This window comes from Tepidimonas charontis, from assembly GCF_007556685.1.
Lineage (GTDB): Bacteria > Pseudomonadota > Gammaproteobacteria > Burkholderiales > Burkholderiaceae_C > Tepidimonas > Tepidimonas charontis.
On sequence record NZ_VJON01000027.1, the window covers coordinates 19,269 to 38,037 of the forward strand.

Annotated in this window: 20 protein-coding genes and 1 pseudogene; 14 read left to right on the forward strand and 7 right to left on the reverse strand. The window is 66.2% G+C overall.

Annotated elements, in window-relative coordinates; translation table 11 throughout:
• The first annotated feature begins 33 nt into the window (after positions 1 to 33).
• Positions 34 to 1,017 carry a GNAT family N-acetyltransferase gene (locus Tchar_RS08655; RefSeq protein ID WP_161595490.1) on the forward strand — a complete coding sequence of 328 codons (984 nt, stop codon included), beginning with the start codon at positions 34 to 36 and terminating at the stop codon, positions 1,015 to 1,017.
• A 27-nt stretch (positions 1,018 to 1,044) separates the two neighbouring features.
• Here Tchar_RS08655 and Tchar_RS08660 read toward each other — a convergent pair whose 3' ends face one another.
• Positions 1,045 to 2,049, reverse strand: a complete 1,005-nt coding sequence (locus Tchar_RS08660) for an acyltransferase family protein (RefSeq protein WP_144328671.1) — start codon at positions 2,047 to 2,049, stop codon at positions 1,045 to 1,047.
• Positions 2,033 to 2,722 carry a Crp/Fnr family transcriptional regulator gene (locus Tchar_RS08665; protein ID WP_161595491.1) on the reverse strand — a complete coding sequence of 230 codons (690 nt, stop codon included), beginning with the start codon at positions 2,720 to 2,722 and terminating at the stop codon, positions 2,033 to 2,035. The genes Tchar_RS08660 and Tchar_RS08665 overlap by 17 nt, the downstream gene beginning before the upstream one ends.
• A gap of 211 nt (positions 2,723 to 2,933) precedes the next feature.
• Between Tchar_RS08665 and Tchar_RS08670 the strand changes: the two genes are divergently transcribed.
• From Tchar_RS08670 to Tchar_RS08685, 4 genes are all read left to right on the forward strand, one after another.
• Positions 2,934 to 4,259, forward strand: a complete 1,326-nt coding sequence (locus tag Tchar_RS08670) for a FecR family protein (protein ID WP_161595492.1) — start codon at positions 2,934 to 2,936, stop codon at positions 4,257 to 4,259.
• The gene (locus Tchar_RS08675; RefSeq protein ID WP_144328674.1) at positions 4,256 to 6,262 is read left to right on the forward strand and encodes a CHASE2 domain-containing protein; all 2,007 of its coding nucleotides are present in this window, start codon (positions 4,256 to 4,258) and stop codon (positions 6,260 to 6,262) included. Before Tchar_RS08670 ends, Tchar_RS08675 begins: the two co-directional genes overlap by 4 nt.
• Entirely contained in the window at positions 6,259 to 7,512 is a 1,254-nt protein-coding gene (locus Tchar_RS08680; RefSeq protein WP_144328675.1) for a hypothetical protein, read from the forward strand. The genes Tchar_RS08675 and Tchar_RS08680 overlap by 4 nt, the downstream gene beginning before the upstream one ends.
• Positions 7,513 to 7,673: 161 nt before the next feature.
• The gene (locus tag Tchar_RS08685) at positions 7,674 to 10,103 is read left to right on the forward strand and encodes a beta strand repeat-containing protein (RefSeq protein ID WP_144328676.1); all 2,430 of its coding nucleotides are present in this window, start codon (positions 7,674 to 7,676) and stop codon (positions 10,101 to 10,103) included.
• A 91-nt stretch (positions 10,104 to 10,194) separates the two neighbouring features.
• Here Tchar_RS08685 and Tchar_RS08690 read toward each other — a convergent pair whose 3' ends face one another.
• The 5 genes from Tchar_RS08690 to Tchar_RS08710 all read right to left on the reverse strand — a co-directional run bounded on the left by Tchar_RS08690 (position 10,195) and on the right by Tchar_RS08710 (position 13,646).
• A complete protein-coding gene (locus tag Tchar_RS08690; RefSeq protein ID WP_144328677.1) occupies positions 10,195 to 10,698 on the reverse strand; it encodes a siphovirus Gp157 family protein in 504 nt (167 codons plus the stop codon).
• Positions 10,699 to 10,707: 9 nt separating this feature from the next.
• On the reverse strand, positions 10,708 to 11,364 hold the full coding sequence (locus Tchar_RS08695) for a hypothetical protein (RefSeq protein ID WP_144328678.1): 657 nt from the start codon (positions 11,362 to 11,364) through the stop codon (positions 10,708 to 10,710).
• Positions 11,361 to 12,212 carry an ATP-binding protein gene (locus Tchar_RS08700; RefSeq protein ID WP_144328679.1) on the reverse strand — a complete coding sequence of 284 codons (852 nt, stop codon included), beginning with the start codon at positions 12,210 to 12,212 and terminating at the stop codon, positions 11,361 to 11,363. The genes Tchar_RS08695 and Tchar_RS08700 overlap by 4 nt, the downstream gene beginning before the upstream one ends.
• On the reverse strand, positions 12,209 to 12,481 hold the full coding sequence (locus Tchar_RS08705; RefSeq protein WP_144328680.1) for a hypothetical protein: 273 nt from the start codon (positions 12,479 to 12,481) through the stop codon (positions 12,209 to 12,211). The genes Tchar_RS08700 and Tchar_RS08705 overlap by 4 nt, the downstream gene beginning before the upstream one ends.
• 193 nt (positions 12,482 to 12,674) lie before the next feature.
• Entirely contained in the window at positions 12,675 to 13,646 is a 972-nt protein-coding gene (locus Tchar_RS08710) for a LexA family transcriptional regulator (protein WP_144328681.1), read from the reverse strand.
• A gap of 104 nt (positions 13,647 to 13,750) precedes the next feature.
• Here Tchar_RS08710 and Tchar_RS08715 point away from each other — a divergent pair, with 104 nt between their 5' ends.
• The 9 genes and pseudogenes from Tchar_RS08715 to Tchar_RS08750 all read left to right on the forward strand — a co-directional run bounded on the left by Tchar_RS08715 (position 13,751) and on the right by Tchar_RS08750 (position 18,658).
• Positions 13,751 to 14,011 carry a transcriptional regulator gene (locus Tchar_RS08715; protein ID WP_236640403.1) on the forward strand — a complete coding sequence of 87 codons (261 nt, stop codon included), beginning with the start codon at positions 13,751 to 13,753 and terminating at the stop codon, positions 14,009 to 14,011.
• Positions 14,008 to 14,280 (forward strand): helix-turn-helix domain-containing protein, encoded by a 273-nt coding sequence (locus Tchar_RS08720; protein ID WP_144328682.1) that lies wholly within the window; start codon positions 14,008 to 14,010, stop codon positions 14,278 to 14,280. The genes Tchar_RS08715 and Tchar_RS08720 overlap by 4 nt, the downstream gene beginning before the upstream one ends.
• Positions 14,280 to 14,537, forward strand: coding sequence for a hypothetical protein (locus Tchar_RS08725; protein ID WP_144328683.1), 258 nt, complete (start codon positions 14,280 to 14,282; stop codon positions 14,535 to 14,537). The genes Tchar_RS08720 and Tchar_RS08725 overlap by 1 nt, the downstream gene beginning before the upstream one ends.
• Positions 14,538 to 14,548: 11 nt before the next feature.
• Positions 14,549 to 14,722 (forward strand): annotated as a pseudogene (locus Tchar_RS14320) (helix-turn-helix domain-containing protein); the annotation flags it as partial.
• A gap of 252 nt (positions 14,723 to 14,974) precedes the next feature.
• Positions 14,975 to 15,550, forward strand: a complete 576-nt coding sequence (locus tag Tchar_RS08730; protein WP_132962102.1) for a hypothetical protein — start codon at positions 14,975 to 14,977, stop codon at positions 15,548 to 15,550.
• Positions 15,547 to 17,361, forward strand: a complete 1,815-nt coding sequence (locus Tchar_RS08735) for a toprim domain-containing protein (protein WP_144328685.1) — start codon at positions 15,547 to 15,549, stop codon at positions 17,359 to 17,361. The genes Tchar_RS08730 and Tchar_RS08735 overlap by 4 nt, the downstream gene beginning before the upstream one ends.
• The gene (locus tag Tchar_RS08740) at positions 17,358 to 17,711 is read left to right on the forward strand and encodes a hypothetical protein (RefSeq protein ID WP_144328686.1); all 354 of its coding nucleotides are present in this window, start codon (positions 17,358 to 17,360) and stop codon (positions 17,709 to 17,711) included. Before Tchar_RS08735 ends, Tchar_RS08740 begins: the two co-directional genes overlap by 4 nt.
• Positions 17,712 to 17,715: 4 nt before the next feature.
• Positions 17,716 to 18,138, forward strand: coding sequence for a putative PDDEXK endonuclease (locus Tchar_RS08745; RefSeq protein ID WP_144328687.1), 423 nt, complete (start codon positions 17,716 to 17,718; stop codon positions 18,136 to 18,138).
• On the forward strand, positions 18,122 to 18,658 hold the full coding sequence (locus Tchar_RS08750; RefSeq protein ID WP_144328688.1) for a hypothetical protein: 537 nt from the start codon (positions 18,122 to 18,124) through the stop codon (positions 18,656 to 18,658). Before Tchar_RS08745 ends, Tchar_RS08750 begins: the two co-directional genes overlap by 17 nt.
• Positions 18,659 to 18,769 lie beyond the last annotated feature (111 nt).

Sequence of the window (18,769 nt, forward strand, 5' to 3'; positions counted from 1 at the left end):
TCGCTTCAGACATCGTATAGGAGAGCGCTGCCCGTGTCAACATCCACGCTGGCGTTGCAACCCGTCATTCGTTCCATACACGATCGCGACATTGGCGCGGTCTGCGCGCTCTTTACGCGCGTCTTCGGACAGGCGATGACGCCCGAGGTGTGGCGATGGAAATATCACGGATCGGCGCTGCTTGGCAGTGCCAATGTCGTGGCCGTCGATCGTGGCGGCGACATCGTTGGTCACGCCGGCGCGCAAGTCTTCTCTGGGCGGGCCGGTGCGCAGCCGCTGCGCATGATCCACGTGTGTGACGTGATGGCGGCGACCGCGGTACGCGGGGATTGGGGCCGACACAACATCAATCGGCGACTGATCGAAGCACTGGCGCATGATGTCGTTGGGCTGGGGCCTCGGGCATGGCCAACCTTCGCTTACGGTTTTGCCGGACAACGCCAGATTCGCTTGGGGCAACGCCTTGGCTTCTACGCTGCACTGTATGGATGTGCGCAGGTGTCTTGGTGCGCGCCGGCGCAAACGATTCGGCGCTGGCGCACCGCCGCAGGCTGGTGGGCGCAGTGCGTGCCGTGGTCTCGCATTGCCCGTGATGCGCAGCTCGCGCGTCGGCTGGCAGATGTGCGCCCCATCGGCATCGCTCCCGCGCCTGACAAAGGCCCAGCGTATTTGCTGTGGCGCTACGCCCAACATCCACGCATCACGTACCAACTGTGGATATTGCGCCGTGCACCATGGGTTGTGGGGGGGTGGTTGGTCAGTACCACGGGCGCGCAGCACCCCATGGTCGTCGATGGCGCCATGGCCGCAGGTGGTCCCACGCTGGAGCAAGCGCTCACCGCCTTATCGATCGCGTCGGGCATGCGTACCTGGGATGTGTGGCCACGGGCTTTCGGTGCGCAGTCGACGCTCCCGGCGGCAACCGAGCCGATGGTAGCTGCTCGTGTCGTGCCGGCGTGCACCTGGGCAGATGATGCGCCGCCACACTTTCATCCGGGCGACACCGATGTCTACTGATGGCCGTCGACGCCCGTGGGGCATTCGTCATCGCTGCCGCCGCGCCCACTGCCGGATGGGCTCCTCCCAGCCCCAATGCAGCAACGCTGCGCTTGCCACCAAGCCCAATGTTGCCGTCGCCACGCTCCACTCGATGCCGATGCGGTCACGCATCCACAACAGGTAAACCAGCCAGGCCATGTGCAATAAATAAATGGCATAACTCAACCGCCCCGCCCACCAGCCCGCCAACCGCAGCCACCTCGTCTCGGGTTGCCAGTTGCATGTCGCCGACAGAAACCAAGCAAAACCAGCAGCGGTTACCGCAACCAGCAGGCTGCTGTGCCAGTGTGCATCACCCTGTAGCGCATGCAGTCCGGCGTAAACGAAGACCGTGGCAATACCCACCGCCGCACCGGCGACGGCGCGCCGCCACCGCACCCGTGCGCAGTCGGTTCGCTGCGCCAAATACCACGCCGCCGCGCCGAAAAAAAATTCAAGCGCGGTACCCGGCAAATGATGCGCCCAAATAAACCAGACCGAATCGGGGTCGCCGTCACTGGCCCACAGCAGCGCCAACCGCAAGCCCAACGCTATCGACAAAAATACCAGCAAGGCATGCTCTTGCCATCGCCGCGTACACCAGGCAAGCAGTGGCAACAGCGCATAATATTCCACCTCACTTGGCAGACTCCAAAATGCCGGATTGTAGTAAAACGCCATTTCCCGGCTTTGCACATGCAAAAAAAATACGTGCTCCCACAGGAAAAGCAGCGGCCGATCCTGACGCCACGCCAACAGCACATACAGCAACAAAGCCAGCGCATAAGCGGGGTAGATACGCAGCGCACGTCTGACCAAATAGGAGCCCAAAGAACCGATGCCGCGAAATAGTGCGGGCCCAAATACAAAGCCGCTCAGCACAAAGAAAATATCGACGCCAACGAAGGCATATGTCTCGCCGGGCCGGACCCACCCGAGCGCTGGCGCCCAATGCGCCCACACCACCAACCAGGCGGCCACGCCGCGCCAGGCCTCAACCGTCCAAATCATCCAGCGACTCCGGTGGCCGCGCCAGGCGTTGCAGCGCCGGCATATCCACGATTTGCCAACCGTGCTCGCGACGCGCCAGCACGCCGTCGCGCTGCAGGCGCTGCAAAACCCGCGCCACCGACTCCCGCGTGGTGTTCAGCCGCCAACCGAGCTCTGCCTGTGTGGGCAGAGTCAGCGCACCGCCGGGAGCGGCCAAGTGCAGCAGGGCGGCGCAAATGCGCACAGCCACCGGATGCAGCCCCTGCAGTGCTTGCCATGCCAGCCCATCGCTCACATAACGGGCCAACCAGCGTGCAGCGCGCAGCCCCATGTCGGCCATGGTCAACCACTGCAGGGCGTGGGCCTTGGGCATCACCGCTACCATCGCGCCGCCGGCGTGCGCAATCCAATACAGCGGCGTTGGCGGATGGTCGCCGCCATCGCGCAGCAAGTCCACCAAACCCACCGGGTCGCCGGCCTGGGCGGTTGCCACCGCTGCCTCATAACCGTCCAGCGTGGTTTGCATCGCCTGCAGCGAGCCCTGCACCACCACGGCCAAGCCGTCGAAGGGCTGGCCTTGCCGCATCAACACCTCGCGCCGGCGCAAGGTTTGCAAGGCCATGTGTTCGGCCGCATAGGCCAACGCGGTCGGCGCTGCGTCTGCCAACCAGCGACTGGACTGAAGCAACAGCACCGAAACCGGCAAAGGTCCTTCCCTTCAAACCAAGGCATTGCGTACAATGGCGCTCGAGGCTAACAGCGCCGACGGCGCCCGGGCGCTGGACGGGCACCGGATGCTACACGATTTGCGTGCGCGCCTGGATGGCGGAGGCGACGTGGACGCTGGGCCAGCCCCGGGGCGGGGCGTCCGTGTCCCCCGCGTTCTTGGCCATGGGAGTTTTTCGATGAACGCGTTGATGCTGTGGTACCGGAGGGTGGTTCTCTGCGCGATCGCCGCGGTGAGCTGTGTGTGCGCACACGCCCAAATGGCTGCGGCGCCAGCCGAAGTGGCGCGGGTCGTTTTGGTCGTTGGACAAGCGCAGCGTGTCGCCGCCGACGGGCGAGTGCAGCCCCTGGCCGTTGGCAGTATCGTTGCCGAACAAGATCGGATCCTGACCGGTGACGACGGCATCGTCATGCTCGTGTTTGCCGATCGCGCGCGCTTGTCGGTGCGGCCGCAGACCGAGCTCGTCGTGCGGCGCTACCGCGTGGACAAAGACGTCGATATCGAATTTGACCTGGTTCGTGGCGTCGTGCGTCAAATCTCCGGCGAAGCCGCCCGCCGCGAGCCCGAGCGTTATCGCTTGAATACCCCGATTGCCGTCATCGGCGTGCGGGGCACCGACTATTTGGCGCGCGCCTCCGCGCAAGAGGTCTCCGCGTACGTCCACGAAGGTGCCATCGTGGTAACACCCAAGAGCTCTGATGCCGCCGCCTCCGGCTCCGATGCGGCCGCCACCGCGGTCCTCGTCAGCGCAGACCATCCCCAGCGCATGATCCTGCTCAGCCAGGACACCACGCACGGTCAGCACGCCCTGCGCACGGCCGAGGTGGAGAAACTCCTCGGTATTCGCGTCAGTGCCCATCCTGCCGAGGGTGGCGGGGTCGTCGTTGCCGCTGCCCGCGCCCGGATACCGACGTCAGGGGACGACGTGGCGGTGGCGCCGCCGCCTACCTTGGCTGACCGTCTGCCCGATTCGGTGTCACAAACGTCTGTGCCCATGCCGGTCCAATTGGCATGGGGCCGTTTTGATCGCGTGGGCGTCGGCGCCCCGCCGTTTGACCTGCTGCAAAGCTACGAGCAAGCCGCTGCGGGGCGCAGCGTCACGGTCGGCGAGTTGGGGCAGTACGCCCTGTGGCGCACGCAGGAGCGTGCCACGTTGCCGTCGAGCTTGCGCGGGCAATTCGATTTCGCTCTGGCGGCGGGGCAGGCCGTATTGCGCACGGCAGACGCCTCTTATCAAAACGTGCGTATCACGCACTCGCAGCTGAGCATCGATTTTGACCGCATGCGCTACGGCACCGAACTGGGGCTGAGTGCGGCGCAACAGCCCGCCCGTGCCTTGCGTGCCGAAGGTCGCATCAACGACGAGGGCATCTTTGCCACCGTTGGCGCCACACAGCGCGTCGCGGGCGCCGTATCCGTGAATGGACGCGAGGCCGGCTACACCTTCGTCATGCAAACGCCCGAGGGCGCGTACCAAGGCGTGACGCTCTGGTCTGCTCGATGACGGCCCGCAATCTGAGGGGGCTGTGGGGCGCTCGGCCAACCCTGGTCGCCGTCATCGTTGTCGCTGCAGCGGCGCTCGCGGCGGCGCTGGGCGCTGCCTTGCCGCCCATGCGGGCCGCCGATCAAGGCTGGCACGATCAGCTCACCCGCTGGATGCCTGATGCGCCGGCGCCGCCGGACGTCATCATCGTCGACATCGATGAGCGCAGCTTGCAGGAACTGGGTCCATGGCCGTGGCCGCGCAGCCTTTTGGCCGAACTGGCGCAGCGGCTGCGCGCTCAAGGCGCCCGCATGCAGGTGTGGGACCTGTACCTGCCCGAAGAAGCGCCCGGTGACCACCTGCTGGCCGAGCAGCTGCGTCGTGGCGACATCGTACTGGGGCAAGCGCCCGTCGTCGATCCCTCCGTGCAGGATCCGCCGCTCGTGGGCCGTCTTGTGACGGCCGCCGAAGACGCTGCGCCCCCCCTGTGTAGTCAGACTCCCCCAGTCACCGGGCACCTGGGGCTGGCGCCGCAGTTGGCCCAGGCCGTCGATCTTGCCGCCGTGGGTCACCTGGTGGCAACCCCCGACCCCGACGGCCGCCTGCGCCGCCTGCCCGCGGTCATTTGCACCGGCTCTGCGGCGGTCGGGGCAGTGGGGGCGTCACCTCGGGCGGTGCCGCAAATCGCACTGGCTGCTGCAGCCCGTGCCGAACCCCAGCAAACCTGGCAACTGCGCCGCAGCCGCTTGCCGTGGCAGCCCGCGCAGTGGCTGCAACGCGGGTCATGGCGCTTTGCCCTCGACGCCCAGGGCTGGCTATCCATCCCGTACCGCAGGGCGCACGACCATTGGCCGGCGGTCAGCGCCGCGCGCCTGTTGCGCGGTGCCGCAACCGGCGAGCCTGGACCCGAGCTGAGCGGGCGCATCGTGCTGTTGGGCTCCACCGCGCTGGGCAGTGGCGACCGTATCAATACACCGCGGCACACCCACGCGCCAGGTGTCAGCATACACGCCGAACTGCTCGCCCAGGCCCTGGCTGCCGGCGACCACTGGCCAGCCGCGCCGGTCCAGCAACCCCGGCTCATGGCAGCGCTGCTGGCGCTATGCGCCACGCTGGCGCTGTGGCCGTGGCAGCGCATCGTGCGCAGCGTTGCCGCTGAAATCCGGGTCCAGCGTCCGGTGCTGGCAGCGCCGCTGCTGGCCAGCACCGTCCTCGCCCTGAGCCTGCCGGCCAGCGTCGCTGCCGTCACCCGCTTGCTGGCGGGCCCAGCCTTGCCGGTGATGGCTCCCACCGCAGCGGCGGCGGCGGTCGTCGGGGTGGCGTTGCTGTGGGCCTACCAGCGCCAGCGGCAAGCGGTGCGCGCGCTGGCTGAGGCCTTGGCCGACTTCGTCCCCCCGGTGCTGGCGCAGCACATCGCCCAGCAGGCCGTGCACCCGGAAGGCCTGGGGCAGGTCTGCAACGGCATCCTCTTGGGCGTTCGAATCGAAGGGCTGGACGCATGGGTCAGCACCGCTGACAGCTTACAAGCGCTGGCCCTCATCCACGCCATCCACGCCAGCGCCCACCGCGTGGCGCAGCGCCACAACGGACGTCTGGCCAATGCTCAAGGGGCCACGCTGTATGTCGAATGGCCCGACGCCCCGGCGCCGACCCTACGCTCGGCGCTGCAGGCGGCGCAGCAGCTGCGCGCCGAACTCATCTCGCTGCTGCGGCGCAACGAATCGGCGCATCGCCCCCTGTCGGTCTATATGGCGCTGGAGCAGGGCGCCTATCTGCACGGTCTGGTCGGCCACCCTGGCGCGCGGCGCAGCGTCGTGCTGGGGCCCGTCGCCAACGATGTGCTTGCCATGTTGCAGCTGGCCATCGAACTGGCTGCACCCATCGTCGTCGGGGCCGTGGCTGCACAAGTGCCACTCTCCCCCCATTCAGACCCCCGACTGCAACCGATGGGCCACTTTCTGCTGCCCAACCGCAACCAGCCGCACCAGCTGTGGCAATACATCATCGCCGACGACGCGCCATGACGGCAGCCAATTCACCCCTGGACGGCGCCCTCGGCGCGATGGCGCACATCATGCGTGCCAGCGCCGCCGCGCTGGCCCTATGCTGCGGGGCAGTTGCCGCACAGTCTGCAGGCAGCGACACCGCTGCGGCCGAGCAGGCGTGGCAGCAAGCGCAGCAGGCGCTGCACGACGGTGATACCCTGCGGGCGCAGCTTTGGCTCGAGCGAACTCTCATGCTCGACCCCGATCGAATCGAGGCGCTCGTCCAACTGGCCCTAATCATTCAGCGCAGCGGCGACAGCGCCCAAGCGCAGCCGCTGATCGACAGTGCGCTGCGCGACCCCCGGCTGACCCCGGCGCTGCGACAAGCCCTGCAAAGCAGCCTGAGCGGCGGCCCAGCGGCCGCCGGCGGCGCGGCACTGTTTGCCTATGGATTGCAATACAGCGACAACCCGCTGCTGCTGAGCCCGGCGCGCGAGGTCGAAATCACGCTGCCATCTGGGCCCGTTTTATTGCCCAATGCCAGCCAGCCCAAGCCTGCCTGGTTACACAGCGTGGAGTGGGCTTATCAAAGCCCGCGCGGTGTCGTGTGGGATGCTGCCGTGCAGGCAAGCACCCTATCCGACGCCCGCACGGCGTGGCGGCTGGGGCTGACGGCGCCGCTGAGCGCGGGTCAGTACGTGACGGCGCGCGCCCAACAGGCCCTCGACGGCGGGCGGCACGCCGCCTTGCTCTGGGGCGCGACATTGGGCGAGACCGGCGCCGCGCCAGGCCGCCGCGCCAGCCCCCAGGCTGTCGTCGGGCTGTTCGATGAACCGAGCAGCCGCCGCAGTGGCGCCACCCTCAGACTGGTTTGGACCGTTCAGCAAGAAGATGGCCGCGCCAGCTACGCACGGGGATGGCCCGCCGATGCCGCGCTGTGGCTGGATGCCGAGCTGGCGCGCCGCCGTGTTGCACACGCCTCGCGCCGAGCCGACCAGGCGCGCGCGGGTATTCGAGCGCGCTGGCGCCTGGGTGAGCGTGCCAGCCTCAACGCCCAAGGCTACGCCCAGGCCGACCTCCAAGGGTATAGCCCGCTGCTGGGCAACGGCGCCCCCCGTCGCGTTGCCGCCGTCGACGTCGATGCGCGCTGGACTCTGTGGCGCGACCCGCGCCAACGCAACAGCCTCGAGCTCAGCCTCAGCTGGACGCGGCGTTGGTCCAACCTAGCGCTGTATCGGGGGCAAGAGCGCAGCCTGATGCTGCGCTGGCAACACCAGTGGGAGCGATGAACGCCCTGGGGTGGGCTGTTGCGTGCGCGCTGCACCATGTGACCGTCATCACACTATTTTCGCTGTCCAGCGACCGCCGCGCGCGCAAGCGTTTATAGAATCACGATGCGGGCGTCCAACTGGACGCTGGCTCGATTGTCACTCACTCAAGGAGAGTCTCCATGGCTTTGACCGCTTCTCAGCAGCAAGATGCCTACCGGTTTTTCGTCGTCGCCTTTGGCGCGGTGCCGGGCGTCACTTACATGAACCAAATCGCGGACGCGTACGCGTTTGGCTGGAACACGCAACGCATCGTCGAGGAATACACCACCAAGCCCCAGTTCCTGTCGCGCTACCCGGCGTTCTTCACCGATGAGCAGTTCGCGACCAAGCTGGTCAATGATGTGGTCGGCAGCAGCGCCACCCAAGCTGCCAAGGACCAAGCCGTGGCGGACATCAAGGCGGCGCTGGCTGGCGGCTGGAGCCGCGGCAAGGTCATCTACCAGGTCTTCAACAACCTGGCCAACAAGCCGCACACCGACGCCGACTGGGGCAACACCGCCAAGATGTTCGAAAACAAGGTCAAGGTAGCGAAGTACCTGACCGAAACCAAGCTCTTCGACAGCACCGACCTGCCCACCCTGCAGGGCGCGCTGGCCAACGTGACGGCAACGTCGGATGTCAGCACCCCAGCTGCCATCGACGCCCTGCTGGCGGGTACCCCGGCCAACCCTAACCAGGGTCAGACCTTCACGCTCACTGTGGGTACGGACTACGCCGACACCATCTCTTCGTTCAAGAATGGCGGTCTGATTACATCCGACTTCAAATTCACCTCGGGCAATGAAACGGTGAACGCAGGCGCTGGGACGCTGAACAACGCTGACGCGCTGGTGGACGGCAGCACGACCGATGCTGACGTCTTGAACGCTACGCTGTCGTCCGGGGCTGTAGTGACCCCTACTGCCATCCAGAATATTGAAACCATCAACTTGACGGCCACAGTTGCGGGCTCAGGTCTGAGCTTCGCTAACGTGACGGGTACCAAGACCGTTACGCTGACTGGTGCCGCCAACAGCACACTCCAAAGCATCAACGCCAAGGCAGCTCCGACCATTGAAGTGAAGAACTACAACAAGACGCTGACCTTGGATGTTGATTCGTTGGCGGGCACGACTGCTGGCGGTAATGCCGAATCCTTGGCGCTTAAGGTCTCGGGTATGACTGCAAGCGGTACAGTGATTCCGGGCATCACGGTGACTACAACGATTGCAGGCGCGGGCGCGCTGGAGACCCTGAATCTGGAAAGCGCCGGTTCGACGAAAAATACCGTTGCTCTGACTGCTGGCGCAAACGTCAACGCAGTCACCAAGACCGTCGTGACCGGGGCGGCAGACCTGGATTTGCGGGTTGCGCATGGATTGATTAATGGCCAGACCTTGGATGCGTCGGGGCATACGGCAAACCTCAACCTTGTCATCGACCGTAACACTGCCGCCACTGCTGTTACCAATCTGACCAACGTGACCGGGGTGGATACCTACACCTTCCGCGACAGCGCGGCTGGCGGCGATGCGCTGGTGGCCTCCGGCTTGGCCAACGGTTCAACCGTGATCCTGACCTACGGCACCACAGGCGCCAGCAGCTTGGCGGTCAAGGGCGCAGCATCCAGCTCCACCAACGTGCTGAACCTCACCTTGGACCACGCAACCGACGCAACAGACGTCGCTGTTGCAGCTAGCTTGACCATTGCTGATGTCGAAACCATCAATATCAAGTCCGAAGGCGGTACAACCACCGGTAACTCCATCGCTCAATTGACGGTTGATTCGGGGGCCAAGGTAACCGTCGATGGCTCAACCAAGTTGGACTTGCAGTTGGCGAATACCTCCAAAGTCAGCGTCGTGGAGGTCAAGGGCTCGGGCGCTCATAAAGTGCATTTTGCAGGAACTGCTACCTACAGTATAGGCAAGAATCTGACCATTGATGGCGCCGCCGCCACTGGCAAGCTGACCCTGGATGGGTTGAATTTTGCCGGTACGACACTCGAAACGCTGACCATTTATGGCGGCAGCAATGATGACACGATTACGGGCACGAGCAACGCGAATGCCAAGAACGTCATCGACGCTGGTGCCGGCAAAGACACCGTGACTGTGACTACGGCCAACAATTCCAACGTCACCTTGGGCGCTGGGGCTGATGAGCTGAAGATTAATGGCGTGACCGGCACTGGCTTTGTCACGATTACGGACTTTGCCTTGGGCTCCGGCGGTGACAAGCTGTCGGTGGATACTGCCAACACAATGACCTTTAATGCGGTGGTCGTGACCACCAACACTGCCGGAGCGGATGGGGTGGCTAGTAAATTGTCGATACTCGGGTTTGCTGTGGCAAATGATGCAGCGGCTAAGGCAGAACTCGCTACTGGTGGAGAAACGGCAATCATCGTCATTAACAACGCTTCTGGTGTGGCTGAACTCTGGTACGATGCTGATGGTTTGGTCGGCGGTGAAGTCAAGCTCGCCACCTTCGAGAACATCACCACGGTGGGCGTTCTGACCGACGCTACCTCGGGCTTCGTGGCTGCCAACTTCGGTACCTGGGCCTAATCTCCCCGGAGACAAGCACCCGCCCTCGGGTAGGTGCTTGAGGTGATTGAAACCCTGTCCTTCTCACGAGGGGCAGGGTTTTTCTTTGCCCTCACCGAATCTCCACCCGCACCCCCTGGGTCAGCCTTGCCCCCGGCACCTCCTCGCCGGCCTTGAGCGCTTCGAGGATGGCGCGTTTGTCCGGCCTTGGCGGTGGAGGTGGTGGCGCGACGAGGAAGCGCTCGGGCAAGAGCGCTTCGTCGACTATTTCCGCAGACGGCGGGTTCTTGCGGATCGCCACCACGAACCACGGGCACTCGATCTTGGTGATGCCGCAGGCCTGCAGGTTGGCAAGCAGATACGACCGGATGCGCTCGGCTCGGGCCTCCAGCGCCTTCCGACGCGCGGCCATGCTTTCTTCCGCCTGCCGGATCGCGGCGGCTGTCGCTTCCAGGTTGCGCACGAAGGCGGCTACGTTCGCGGCCTTGACCTCGATCTCGCCTTTCAGGCCTTCGAGCGTGTCTTGCACGACCTCGTCGGGCAGATCGAGCTCGGCCAGTTTCTCCAACGCCTGCCGATAATCGGCGGCGAGTTCATACAGGGCGGGTAGGGCCATGCTCGCCTCCTAAAACGGGATGGAGTCTTCCAGATCGTCAAACGCGCCCGCTGGGGCCACCGGTGCGCTGTTGTCGGTTGCCAGTGCAAGCGTATCGGCACTGCGGCTATCCTTGTCCTTGAGCCGCGCGAGGCGGCTTGACAGTATCTTCGGCTCGAGTCCCTCCTTCTTCTCGCTGGCGGTCTGGCGGGTGGCCGGGTCGAACGCCCCGACAATGGCAAGCCGCGAGCCCTCCTTGCCGGTCTTGGTGGTGTAAATCTCGCGCTGCAGCACCAGGCCCACCTTCCTGCCGGCAAGATCCGGGTAGCCATCGCCGATGGCCTCGACCTCCTCGCCGATCTCGCGGTCGAAGCGCCAGTAGCGCACCTTGCCCGGCTTCAAGGCATGGCCTTCGGGAAAGCCCGCGCAGAAGAGGATCGCATCGAGCAGATCGTGGCCGAAGTAGCGCTCGCCTGTTGGCGAGAGTGTCCACAGGCAGGGCGCGAAGCGCGGTCGGCGGCCATCATCGGCGGTGAAGTGCAGCTCCACGCCCCATCCGCCCTTGCTCGACTGCACGGCGCGGGCGGCCTCGATCGTGACCACGAAGGCGCCGGACTCGTCCAGATACTGCGACCCGAAGTCGGCGGCGCGAAGATATTGGGTGCTTGCGGTGTAGGTTGGGATCATGCGTGCTCTCCTTGCGTGAGTTCAGCCTTGCGCCGCGAAAGCGCTTCCTTGATCTGCGGGCGGTGGGCATCCGGCGTGTCGGCCCAGATCGCCTTGAGGTCATCGATGCTGGCGGCGCGCGCGATGCGGGCGATCTCCGCCTCGACATCGAAGACCGGCGGCTCCTGCCCCGACTCCAGCCACTCGATCAGCATCCGCCCGGTCTCGGCAGAAAGCGGGGCCGGATCGCGCCCGTCAAAAAGCCCCGTGCGATCCTTGCTCACGGTGGCCAGGTGGCCATCGAGCGACAGCTCCAAGACGGTGGTGAACTCGTATTCGAAGCCGTCGCGCTGCACTGGCGCCAAGCCGACCTTCCTCGGCACGCTCTTGCCGCCCACGTCCTGGATGACATACTCCGTCTTGCTGCGCAGCGTGGCGATGAGATGAATCGGCGCGCGCAGGATCGCGTCTAGAAGCCGGTTGTGGCGCGGCGTCACCTCGGCCCAGACGGTGTAGCTGTTGCCGGATTTGGAGGCGCGGGTGAGCTTGTCGTGGAGGTCGAGGATGCCGCCTTCTCCGCTCCACTCGTGGGTGATGGAGTCGATGATCAAGACGTCGTAGGCGGCAGTCGCCTCGCGGATCGCCTCGATGAAGCGCTCCGGCGAAAACGGCGGCCCCATCTCCATCACGTCGAAGCTGAAGCGGTCGGCGTACAGAGACGCCGAGCCGTGCTCGGTGTCGATGACGGCGATCTTGCTGCCGATGCCGCTGGCCACCGCCAGGGCGGAGTAGGTCTTGCCGGAGCCGGAGGGGCCGGCCAGCGCCAGGCGCAACCTGGCCTTGCGTTTGGTGGCTTTGGTGAAGCTCATCGTTGCCTCTCCAGAGAAAGCCCGCGCCGCAGCGCGGCCAGGATCGTGCGCATGTCGGCGCAGCGCGCCTCAAAGTCGCTCATGTCGCTGGCATGGCTCGCGTAGCGCTCAAGCGCCTCGCGGGCGATCAAGCGCAGCCGATCCTCCTCAGCGCTGACGAACAGCTCGGGATGCGCGCGCCGGGCTTCATCGACGATGCGATCGATGGCCTGCGCGCCCGCGCTTGCCGCGGCGATGAGCGCGCAGCGGTAGGGTTCTGGGAGCCTCATCGCCCAGCCCCCAGGCCATCAGCGCCGCACCGCCTGCGCGCAGGCCGCGGCGAGCGTGGCGTCGCCACGCCGCCCCTTGGAGCGAATGGACGAATGCGCATCGAGCCTCTCCTTGCATCAACAAGGAGATACTACAAGTCATGAGCCGCTTCAGGACGCTCGGCGCGGCAATAACAAGCGTCGCTTGCGCGCCTTACGCAAACAAGGTGAAGCGCAGCGGCAAGGCGGCGATGACCTGACCGATGATGCGCGCGGCGTGCGCAGGCTCCAGCGTGAAAGTCTCGTAGGCGGGGTTGTCGCTTTTGACGGCGATGCGCCCGCCGGGCAGCCGCTGCAGGCGCTTGACGAGCAAGGCGTCCTCCAAGAGGAGGACATAGAGGCCGTCTTCCTTGAACGTGGTGATGCGGGTGTCGACAAAGAGCAGATCGCGCGGATGCAGGGTCGGCATCATCGAGTCGCCGCGCACGCTGATGAGTTTGAGCGCGGCCAGATCGCGCCGCCCCAAAAGCGCCCAGGCCTCTTCGCGCGCCAGCGTGATCTCGCCGACGAAATCGGGGTGCTCGGCATTGACGCGCCCGCCTCCTGCGCCGGCTTCGACGTCAAGCAGGGCCAAGCGCACATAACGCTCATCGGGCAAGACCTGTTGCGCCGCAAGCCAGCGCTGCGCTTGGGCCACGGCAAGCCGCCACTCGCCGGGCTCGGCCACGATCAGGTTGCCGGCGCGCTGCGCCAGCGACAGCAGTCGGCGGTACTGCGCCACCCCGCGCTGACCCAGGGGGCGGCTTTTGATCTCGATGTAGAGGGTGTGGCCGTCTTGCGTGGCCTTCAGATCGGGACAGAAGCCCTCCTCCTGAAACAGCTCGGGCAGGGTGGCATCGAGCCGGCGCAGCGCCTCCACCGTCCAGCCCTCGGCCTGCAGCGCCTCCTTCAAGGCTCGCTCGGCGGCGCTGGCCTCCTCGTTGGCCAGCCGCTGCAGCAAATCGGCGGCGCGCACGCCAAAGAACTGCGCCACCTTCTCGATGCGCTCAGGCGAGGGCTGCGTGGCGCCGGCCACCCACTGCTGCACCGCCTGCGGCGTGACGCCGACAAAGCGCGCGAGCTCCGTTTGGTTGGCATGCGGGTGGCGCTCGAACAAGCGCCGCAAGGCGAGGGTAAAGGGGGTCATGGCGTCATCTTACTAGTTGTGCTTGAAAAAGGCAACGAAAGGTTTGATTCCCCAAAACATAAAGCTAGACTGACAAGCATTACCAATCAGCCAAGGAGTTGACGATGGTAAGCGCAAGGTCGATGCAGCGCGCGTTGTATCAGGCGATCCGCTGCGCGGGGTCGCAGACGGCGCTGGCCCAACGGGTGGGGGTGCGACCGCAGGCGGTGCACCTGTGGGTGAAGAAGGGGCGCGTGCCGGCAGCGCGCGCGCTGGCGGTGGAGCGCGCCACCGCGGGGCAGGTCACGCGCCATGAGCTGCGCCCAGACCTTTATCCCAACGAGGCGGCGCCATCGGAGGTTTGCTCGGGAGGGGCGCAACCATGAGGCTGGCGCGCAAGACCGATCCGGCCACGAGCCATGAGGCCGCACGGCGCACCGCCGAGTTCGCCGGCAGTCAACGAGCCCGCATCCTTGCCATGCTCCGATTCCATGGGCCGCTGACGCCAGAGCAGCTGGGCGCGGAGTTGGGCGTGGAGCCCTACGCGATCCGCAAGCGCCTGCCGGAGCTGCAAAAGGCCGGGCTGGCGATGCCAACGGGCGAGGTCAAGCCCACCCGAAGCGGACGGCATCAGCGGGTGTGGAGGGCGATCTGATGCAAGCCGGCACGTTTGCCCTCATCCCCATCGAAGTGATCCAAGACCGGCGGTTGACCTACGAGCAGGTGCACGTGCTCATGGCGCTGTTTTGCTTGCGAGGTGGCGGGTTTGGCGTCACGCCGGCCTCGGCTCACGACATCGCCAGCCTGGTCGGCATGCCAATGGACGACGTCACGCGCATTCTGCGCGACCTGGCCGGGCTGGGATGTTTGCGCAAGTATGGTTTCGCCCTCGACGAAGTGGAGGCGAAATGAGTATCGATTTGATGGCAAAAGCTTGGCAACTCAATTTGCCTGCCACACAAAAGCTGGCGCTTTTGGCCATGTGCGATTGGGCAGATCGGACTGGATGCAGTTTGCATCCGAGTGTTGCAGCCGTCGCAAGGCGGTTGTCGGTATCGGAGCGCCATGCCCAGCGAATCTTGCACCAACTAATAGAGGACGGATGGTTGCAAGTCGTCAGCAATGAAAACGGTGGAGCGCCAGGTAGTACCAGGCACTACCGGATCAATGTTCGCAAGCTCACCGACAACGCCAAGACGAGTTTTACGGGTGACATTGATGTCACGGGTGACATTGATGTCACGGGTGACATGGATGTCACGGGTGACATGGACGTCACGGGTGACATGGATGTCACGGGTGACATGGATGTCGCCAGACGGGTGACATGTGTGTCCGAGACGGGTGACATGGATGTCACCCAAACCGTCAATAAACCGTCAGTAGAACCGTCATATACCCCCCCCTACCCCCCCAAGGGGGAGGGCGGGGCCGAGGCGGCCTCATCTGGCAGCGGCAGGGCTCGATCCTGTGGCGGCCCATCCACGCGTGCCGGCCAAGAGGCCGAGCCCGAGGGATTTGCGCAGTTCTGGGCGGCCTACCCGAGAAAGGTCGCGCGCCAGGATGCCCTGCGCGCCTTTGCCAAGCTCAAGCCCGATGCCGAGCTGCTCAAGCGCCTGCTGGCCGCGCTTGAGCGCCACAAGGCCAGCCGCCAGTGGAGCCGCGACGGCGGCCAGTACATCCCCTATCCGGCCACCTGGCTCAACGGCAGGCGCTGGGAGGACGGGCAGGACGAGGAGCAGGACGAGCCGCGCTACGGCGGGCCGCCGCCAGGCCAGAAGGTCGGGCGCTGGACGCCCACCGGCACGGACCTTTCCACCGCCGACTGGCACGCGTGGGACTGGAGCAAGGGCGTGCCGCGCTACATCGACGGCGTGTGGGCTGTGTGGCCCGATGAGTACGAGCGCGACGGGAGGATCGTGTGAACGCAGCCGACATCGCCAAAGCGCTTGCCGAGCGCGCCGAAGACGTCGCCGCCTACCTGCTGCCCAATGGCAAGCGGGCAGGCCGCGAGTGGAAGGCCGGCTCCATCAGCGGCGAGCCGGGCCAGTCGCTCTCCGTGGCCATCCACGGCCAAAAGCGCGGCCTCTGGCGCGACTTCGCCACGGATCAGGGCGGCGACCTGCTCGATCTGTGGATGGCCGTGCGGGCCTGCTCGGTGGCGCAGGCCATGCGCGAGGCGGCGCAGTGGCTTGGCTTGCGCGAGACGATTCCGGCTGGCGCGCCGAAGCGCGAGTACCGCCGCCCGCCCAAGCCCGCCTGCACGGCCGCCGCGGCCGAGGTGCTTTCGTGGCTGGCCTCGCGCGGCATCAAGGAGCAGACCGCGCGCGACTTTCGCATCGCGCAGCGCCAGGAAGCCGGCAAGACCTACGCCATCTTCCCCTACCTGAGGGATGGCGAGTTCATCAACGCGAAGTTCCGCAACATCGCTGAGAAGCGCGACATGCGCCAGATGAAGGAGGCAGAGCCCTGCCTCTTTGGCTGGCACCTCATCGACCCCAAGTGCCGCCGCATCGTCATCACCGAAGGCGAGCTCGATGCCATGACGCTGCACCAGGCGGGCATCGCGGCGCTGTCGGTCAACGCCGGCGCAGGCAGCTTTGCGTGGCTGGAGAGCGACTGGGAGCGGCTGGAGCGCTTCAGCGACATCGTGATCGCCTTCGATGCCGATGAGGCCGGACGCAAGGGCGCGCGGGAGCTGGCCCGAAGGCTGGGCGAGGCGCGCGCGAGGCTGTGCGAGTTCGCCCCCTACAAGGACGCCAACGAGGCGCTGCAAGCCGGCGAAAGCCCCGAGTTCTTCGCCCGAGCCATCAGCGAGGCCAAACCCATCGAGCCCGATGGCATTAGGCCGTTCGACGCGTTCCTCGAGCGCGTGCAGGCCATGTTCTGGCCCGCGCCTGGCGAGGAAGCGGCGGGCTACCCGCTTGCGATCGGCCACAAGACGCAGGACTGGCTCGTCTTCCGCCCCGGGGAAGTGTCGGTGTGGACCGGCATCAACGGGCATGGCAAGAGCCAGTTTCTGGCGCAGCTATCCGTGCAGCACGCAGCGCTGGGGGCGCGCTGGTGCGTCTACTCCGGCGAGATGCCGCCGGCGGTGCAGCTCAAGCGCCTCATCAAGATCGCCACCGGCCAGGACCGGCCGCATCCTGAGCACATCGCGCAGGCCGCGCGCTGGATCGGGCAGAGCATGTGGGTCATCGACCGGGTGGGCTCGGTGGAGCTCTCATGGCTCATCAAGGTCTTCGAGTACGCCAACCGACGGTACGGCTGCGACTGCTTCCTGATCGACAGCCTGATGATGCTCTCCGACGTGCCCGAAGACGGCAGCGGAGCCTTCTCGGCGCAAAAGCGCGCCATTCAGACGATAGCGGACTTTGCCAAGCGAAGCGGCAGCCACGTGCACGTGGTGGCCCACCCGAGGAAGGGCCGCGATGAGACGATGGCCCCGGGCAAGCTCGACGTGGGGGGCTCCAGCCGCATCACCGATGGCGCAGACAACGTGCTCTCCGTCTGGAACGCCAAGCACGACCCGACCAAGCCCGACTACAACCCGGCGCTGCCCGACGGCCACATCGCGCTGCACAAGCAGCGCCACGGCGACGTCCAAGACCGCAAGGCGCTGCTGTGGTCGATTGCGGGCTGCCGCCAGTTCAGCGCCGACTCGCTGCGCGCGCCGCGCGTCTTCGTGCCCGAGCCTGCGCGCGCGCCGCAGCCTGCGCAGGAGGACTGGCTGTGAGCTGCCCGGCCTGCGCGGCTGCGCGCGCCAGCGCCGCCAGCGGCGCCTACTTCCTGCGCTGCCCCTGGTGCATGGCGCGGCTCATTGCCAGCGCCCGGCCCCTGCGCCGCCTTCAGGAGGCCCACATCGAGGCCTGCCGGCGGATGCACCGCCGCGATTGGGAGCAGGTCTGGGACGGGGTGCTTGAGCGGCTCCAGCGCAACGAGCTCATCGAGCCTGCGCCCCCAACATGCCCGCAAACGGGCCTAGAAGGCCGCAGGAGCGATTTTTTGGAGGGGGGTAATGGGGTGGTGCCACCCGCCCCGCAAAACGCCCCCAAACCCCGCAAAACCCGCAACAGGAGGAGCTAGGACTGTGGGAGCTTTGAGCCGCGAGAAAGGCAAGCGCGGAGAGCGCGAAGTCGCCGCCATCATCAGCGACCTGCTGGGGGTCAGCGCCAGCCGCCGCGTGCGCCAGCACGACGGCGACAGCGACATTCTCGGGGTGCCGGGCTGGTCGATCGAGGTCAAGCGCTGGAGCCTGCTGGTGCCGCACGAGGTCAACCGCGCCTGGGCGCAGGCGGTGGAGCAGGCGCAGCGCGATGGCGGCATTCCGGCGCTGTTCTTCCGCGCCAACTACCATCCGTGGCGCGTGATGTGGCCGATCTCCGTGCTGCTGACGATGCAGTCCGCGCACATGTGGGTCGAGCCCCAGTGGGCGGCGCAGACCACCCCAGAGGCCTGGGCGGCGGTGGCGCGCGAGCTTCTGTGGAGGCAGGCGCATGAGCCGCGCAGCTGAGCGCCCCAAGGCCGAGCCCGAGCCCGGCGACGTGCTGCTGCGCCCAGGCGGCGCGGCCGTCTTCGTGGAGGAGGAAGACGCCGAGTGGGGCCGCGTGCGGCACTACCGGACGGTGGACACGCTGGGGCTGATGCTCAAGGCCGGCACGATCTCGCAGGGCATGCACGATGCGGGCCGGCAGTTCCAGGAGGACTTCCTGCGGGCCTTTCGCTCGGGATATGCCAGCCCGCGCCTCGATGGGCTGCCCGCGGGCACGCGCTTGAGCGATGGCATCGCGCAAAGAAGCGCAGCGGCGGCGCTTGCCGTGCGCGAGGCGCTGGATGCCGCTGGCGGCGCAACGTCGCCCGCGGGGTCGGGCCTCTGGCACGTGGTGGGCCTTGGCATGTCGGTGCGCGAGTGGGTGCAAAGAGCCGCCTGGAGCGGCTACTTGCTGACCCAGCACACCGGCATGGGCGCGCTCATCGCGGGCCTGGCCATGCTGTGCCGGCACTACGGCTACAGGCCTGTAGAAGCAAGATAGTAATGTCCGCTTCCGGCAAAGTAGAAATGTCCGCTTGTTGGTCTGGAAGCGGAGGGCTGGGTGGACAAGCGCATCGAGATGAGCGAGCGGGAGATCGAGCGGCTCAAGGTG

Excerpts from the sequence above, each read along its gene's own strand:
- Tchar_RS08720 (WP_144328682.1), top strand. The coding sequence starts at position 14,008 with ATGAGGCTGGCGCGCAAGACCGATCCGGCCACGAGCCATGAGGCCGCA.
- Tchar_RS08730 (WP_132962102.1), top strand. The coding sequence starts at position 14,975 with ATGGATGTCACCCAAACCGTCAATAAACCGTCAGTAGAACCGTCATAT.
- Tchar_RS08725 (WP_144328683.1), top strand. The coding sequence starts at position 14,280 with ATGCAAGCCGGCACGTTTGCCCTCATCCCCATCGAAGTGATCCAAGAC.
- Tchar_RS08670 (WP_161595492.1), top strand. The coding sequence starts at position 2,934 with ATGAACGCGTTGATGCTGTGGTACCGGAGGGTGGTTCTCTGCGCGATC.
- Tchar_RS08680 (WP_144328675.1), top strand. The coding sequence starts at position 6,259 with ATGACGGCAGCCAATTCACCCCTGGACGGCGCCCTCGGCGCGATGGCG.
- Tchar_RS08710 (WP_144328681.1), bottom strand. The coding sequence starts at position 13,646 with ATGACCCCCTTTACCCTCGCCTTGCGGCGCTTGTTCGAGCGCCACCCG.
- Tchar_RS08685 (WP_144328676.1), top strand. The coding sequence starts at position 7,674 with ATGGCTTTGACCGCTTCTCAGCAGCAAGATGCCTACCGGTTTTTCGTC.
- Tchar_RS08750 (WP_144328688.1), top strand. The coding sequence starts at position 18,122 with ATGAGCCGCGCAGCTGAGCGCCCCAAGGCCGAGCCCGAGCCCGGCGAC.
- Tchar_RS08660 (WP_144328671.1), bottom strand. The coding sequence starts at position 2,049 with ATGATTTGGACGGTTGAGGCCTGGCGCGGCGTGGCCGCCTGGTTGGTG.
- Tchar_RS08700 (WP_144328679.1), bottom strand. The coding sequence starts at position 12,212 with ATGAGCTTCACCAAAGCCACCAAACGCAAGGCCAGGTTGCGCCTGGCG.
- Tchar_RS08690 (WP_144328677.1), bottom strand. The coding sequence starts at position 10,698 with ATGGCCCTACCCGCCCTGTATGAACTCGCCGCCGATTATCGGCAGGCG.
- Tchar_RS08705 (WP_144328680.1), bottom strand. The coding sequence starts at position 12,481 with ATGAGGCTCCCAGAACCCTACCGCTGCGCGCTCATCGCCGCGGCAAGC.
- Tchar_RS08695 (WP_144328678.1), bottom strand. The coding sequence starts at position 11,364 with ATGATCCCAACCTACACCGCAAGCACCCAATATCTTCGCGCCGCCGAC.
- Tchar_RS08715 (WP_236640403.1), top strand. The coding sequence starts at position 13,751 with ATGGTAAGCGCAAGGTCGATGCAGCGCGCGTTGTATCAGGCGATCCGC.
- Tchar_RS08675 (WP_144328674.1), top strand. The coding sequence starts at position 4,256 with ATGACGGCCCGCAATCTGAGGGGGCTGTGGGGCGCTCGGCCAACCCTG.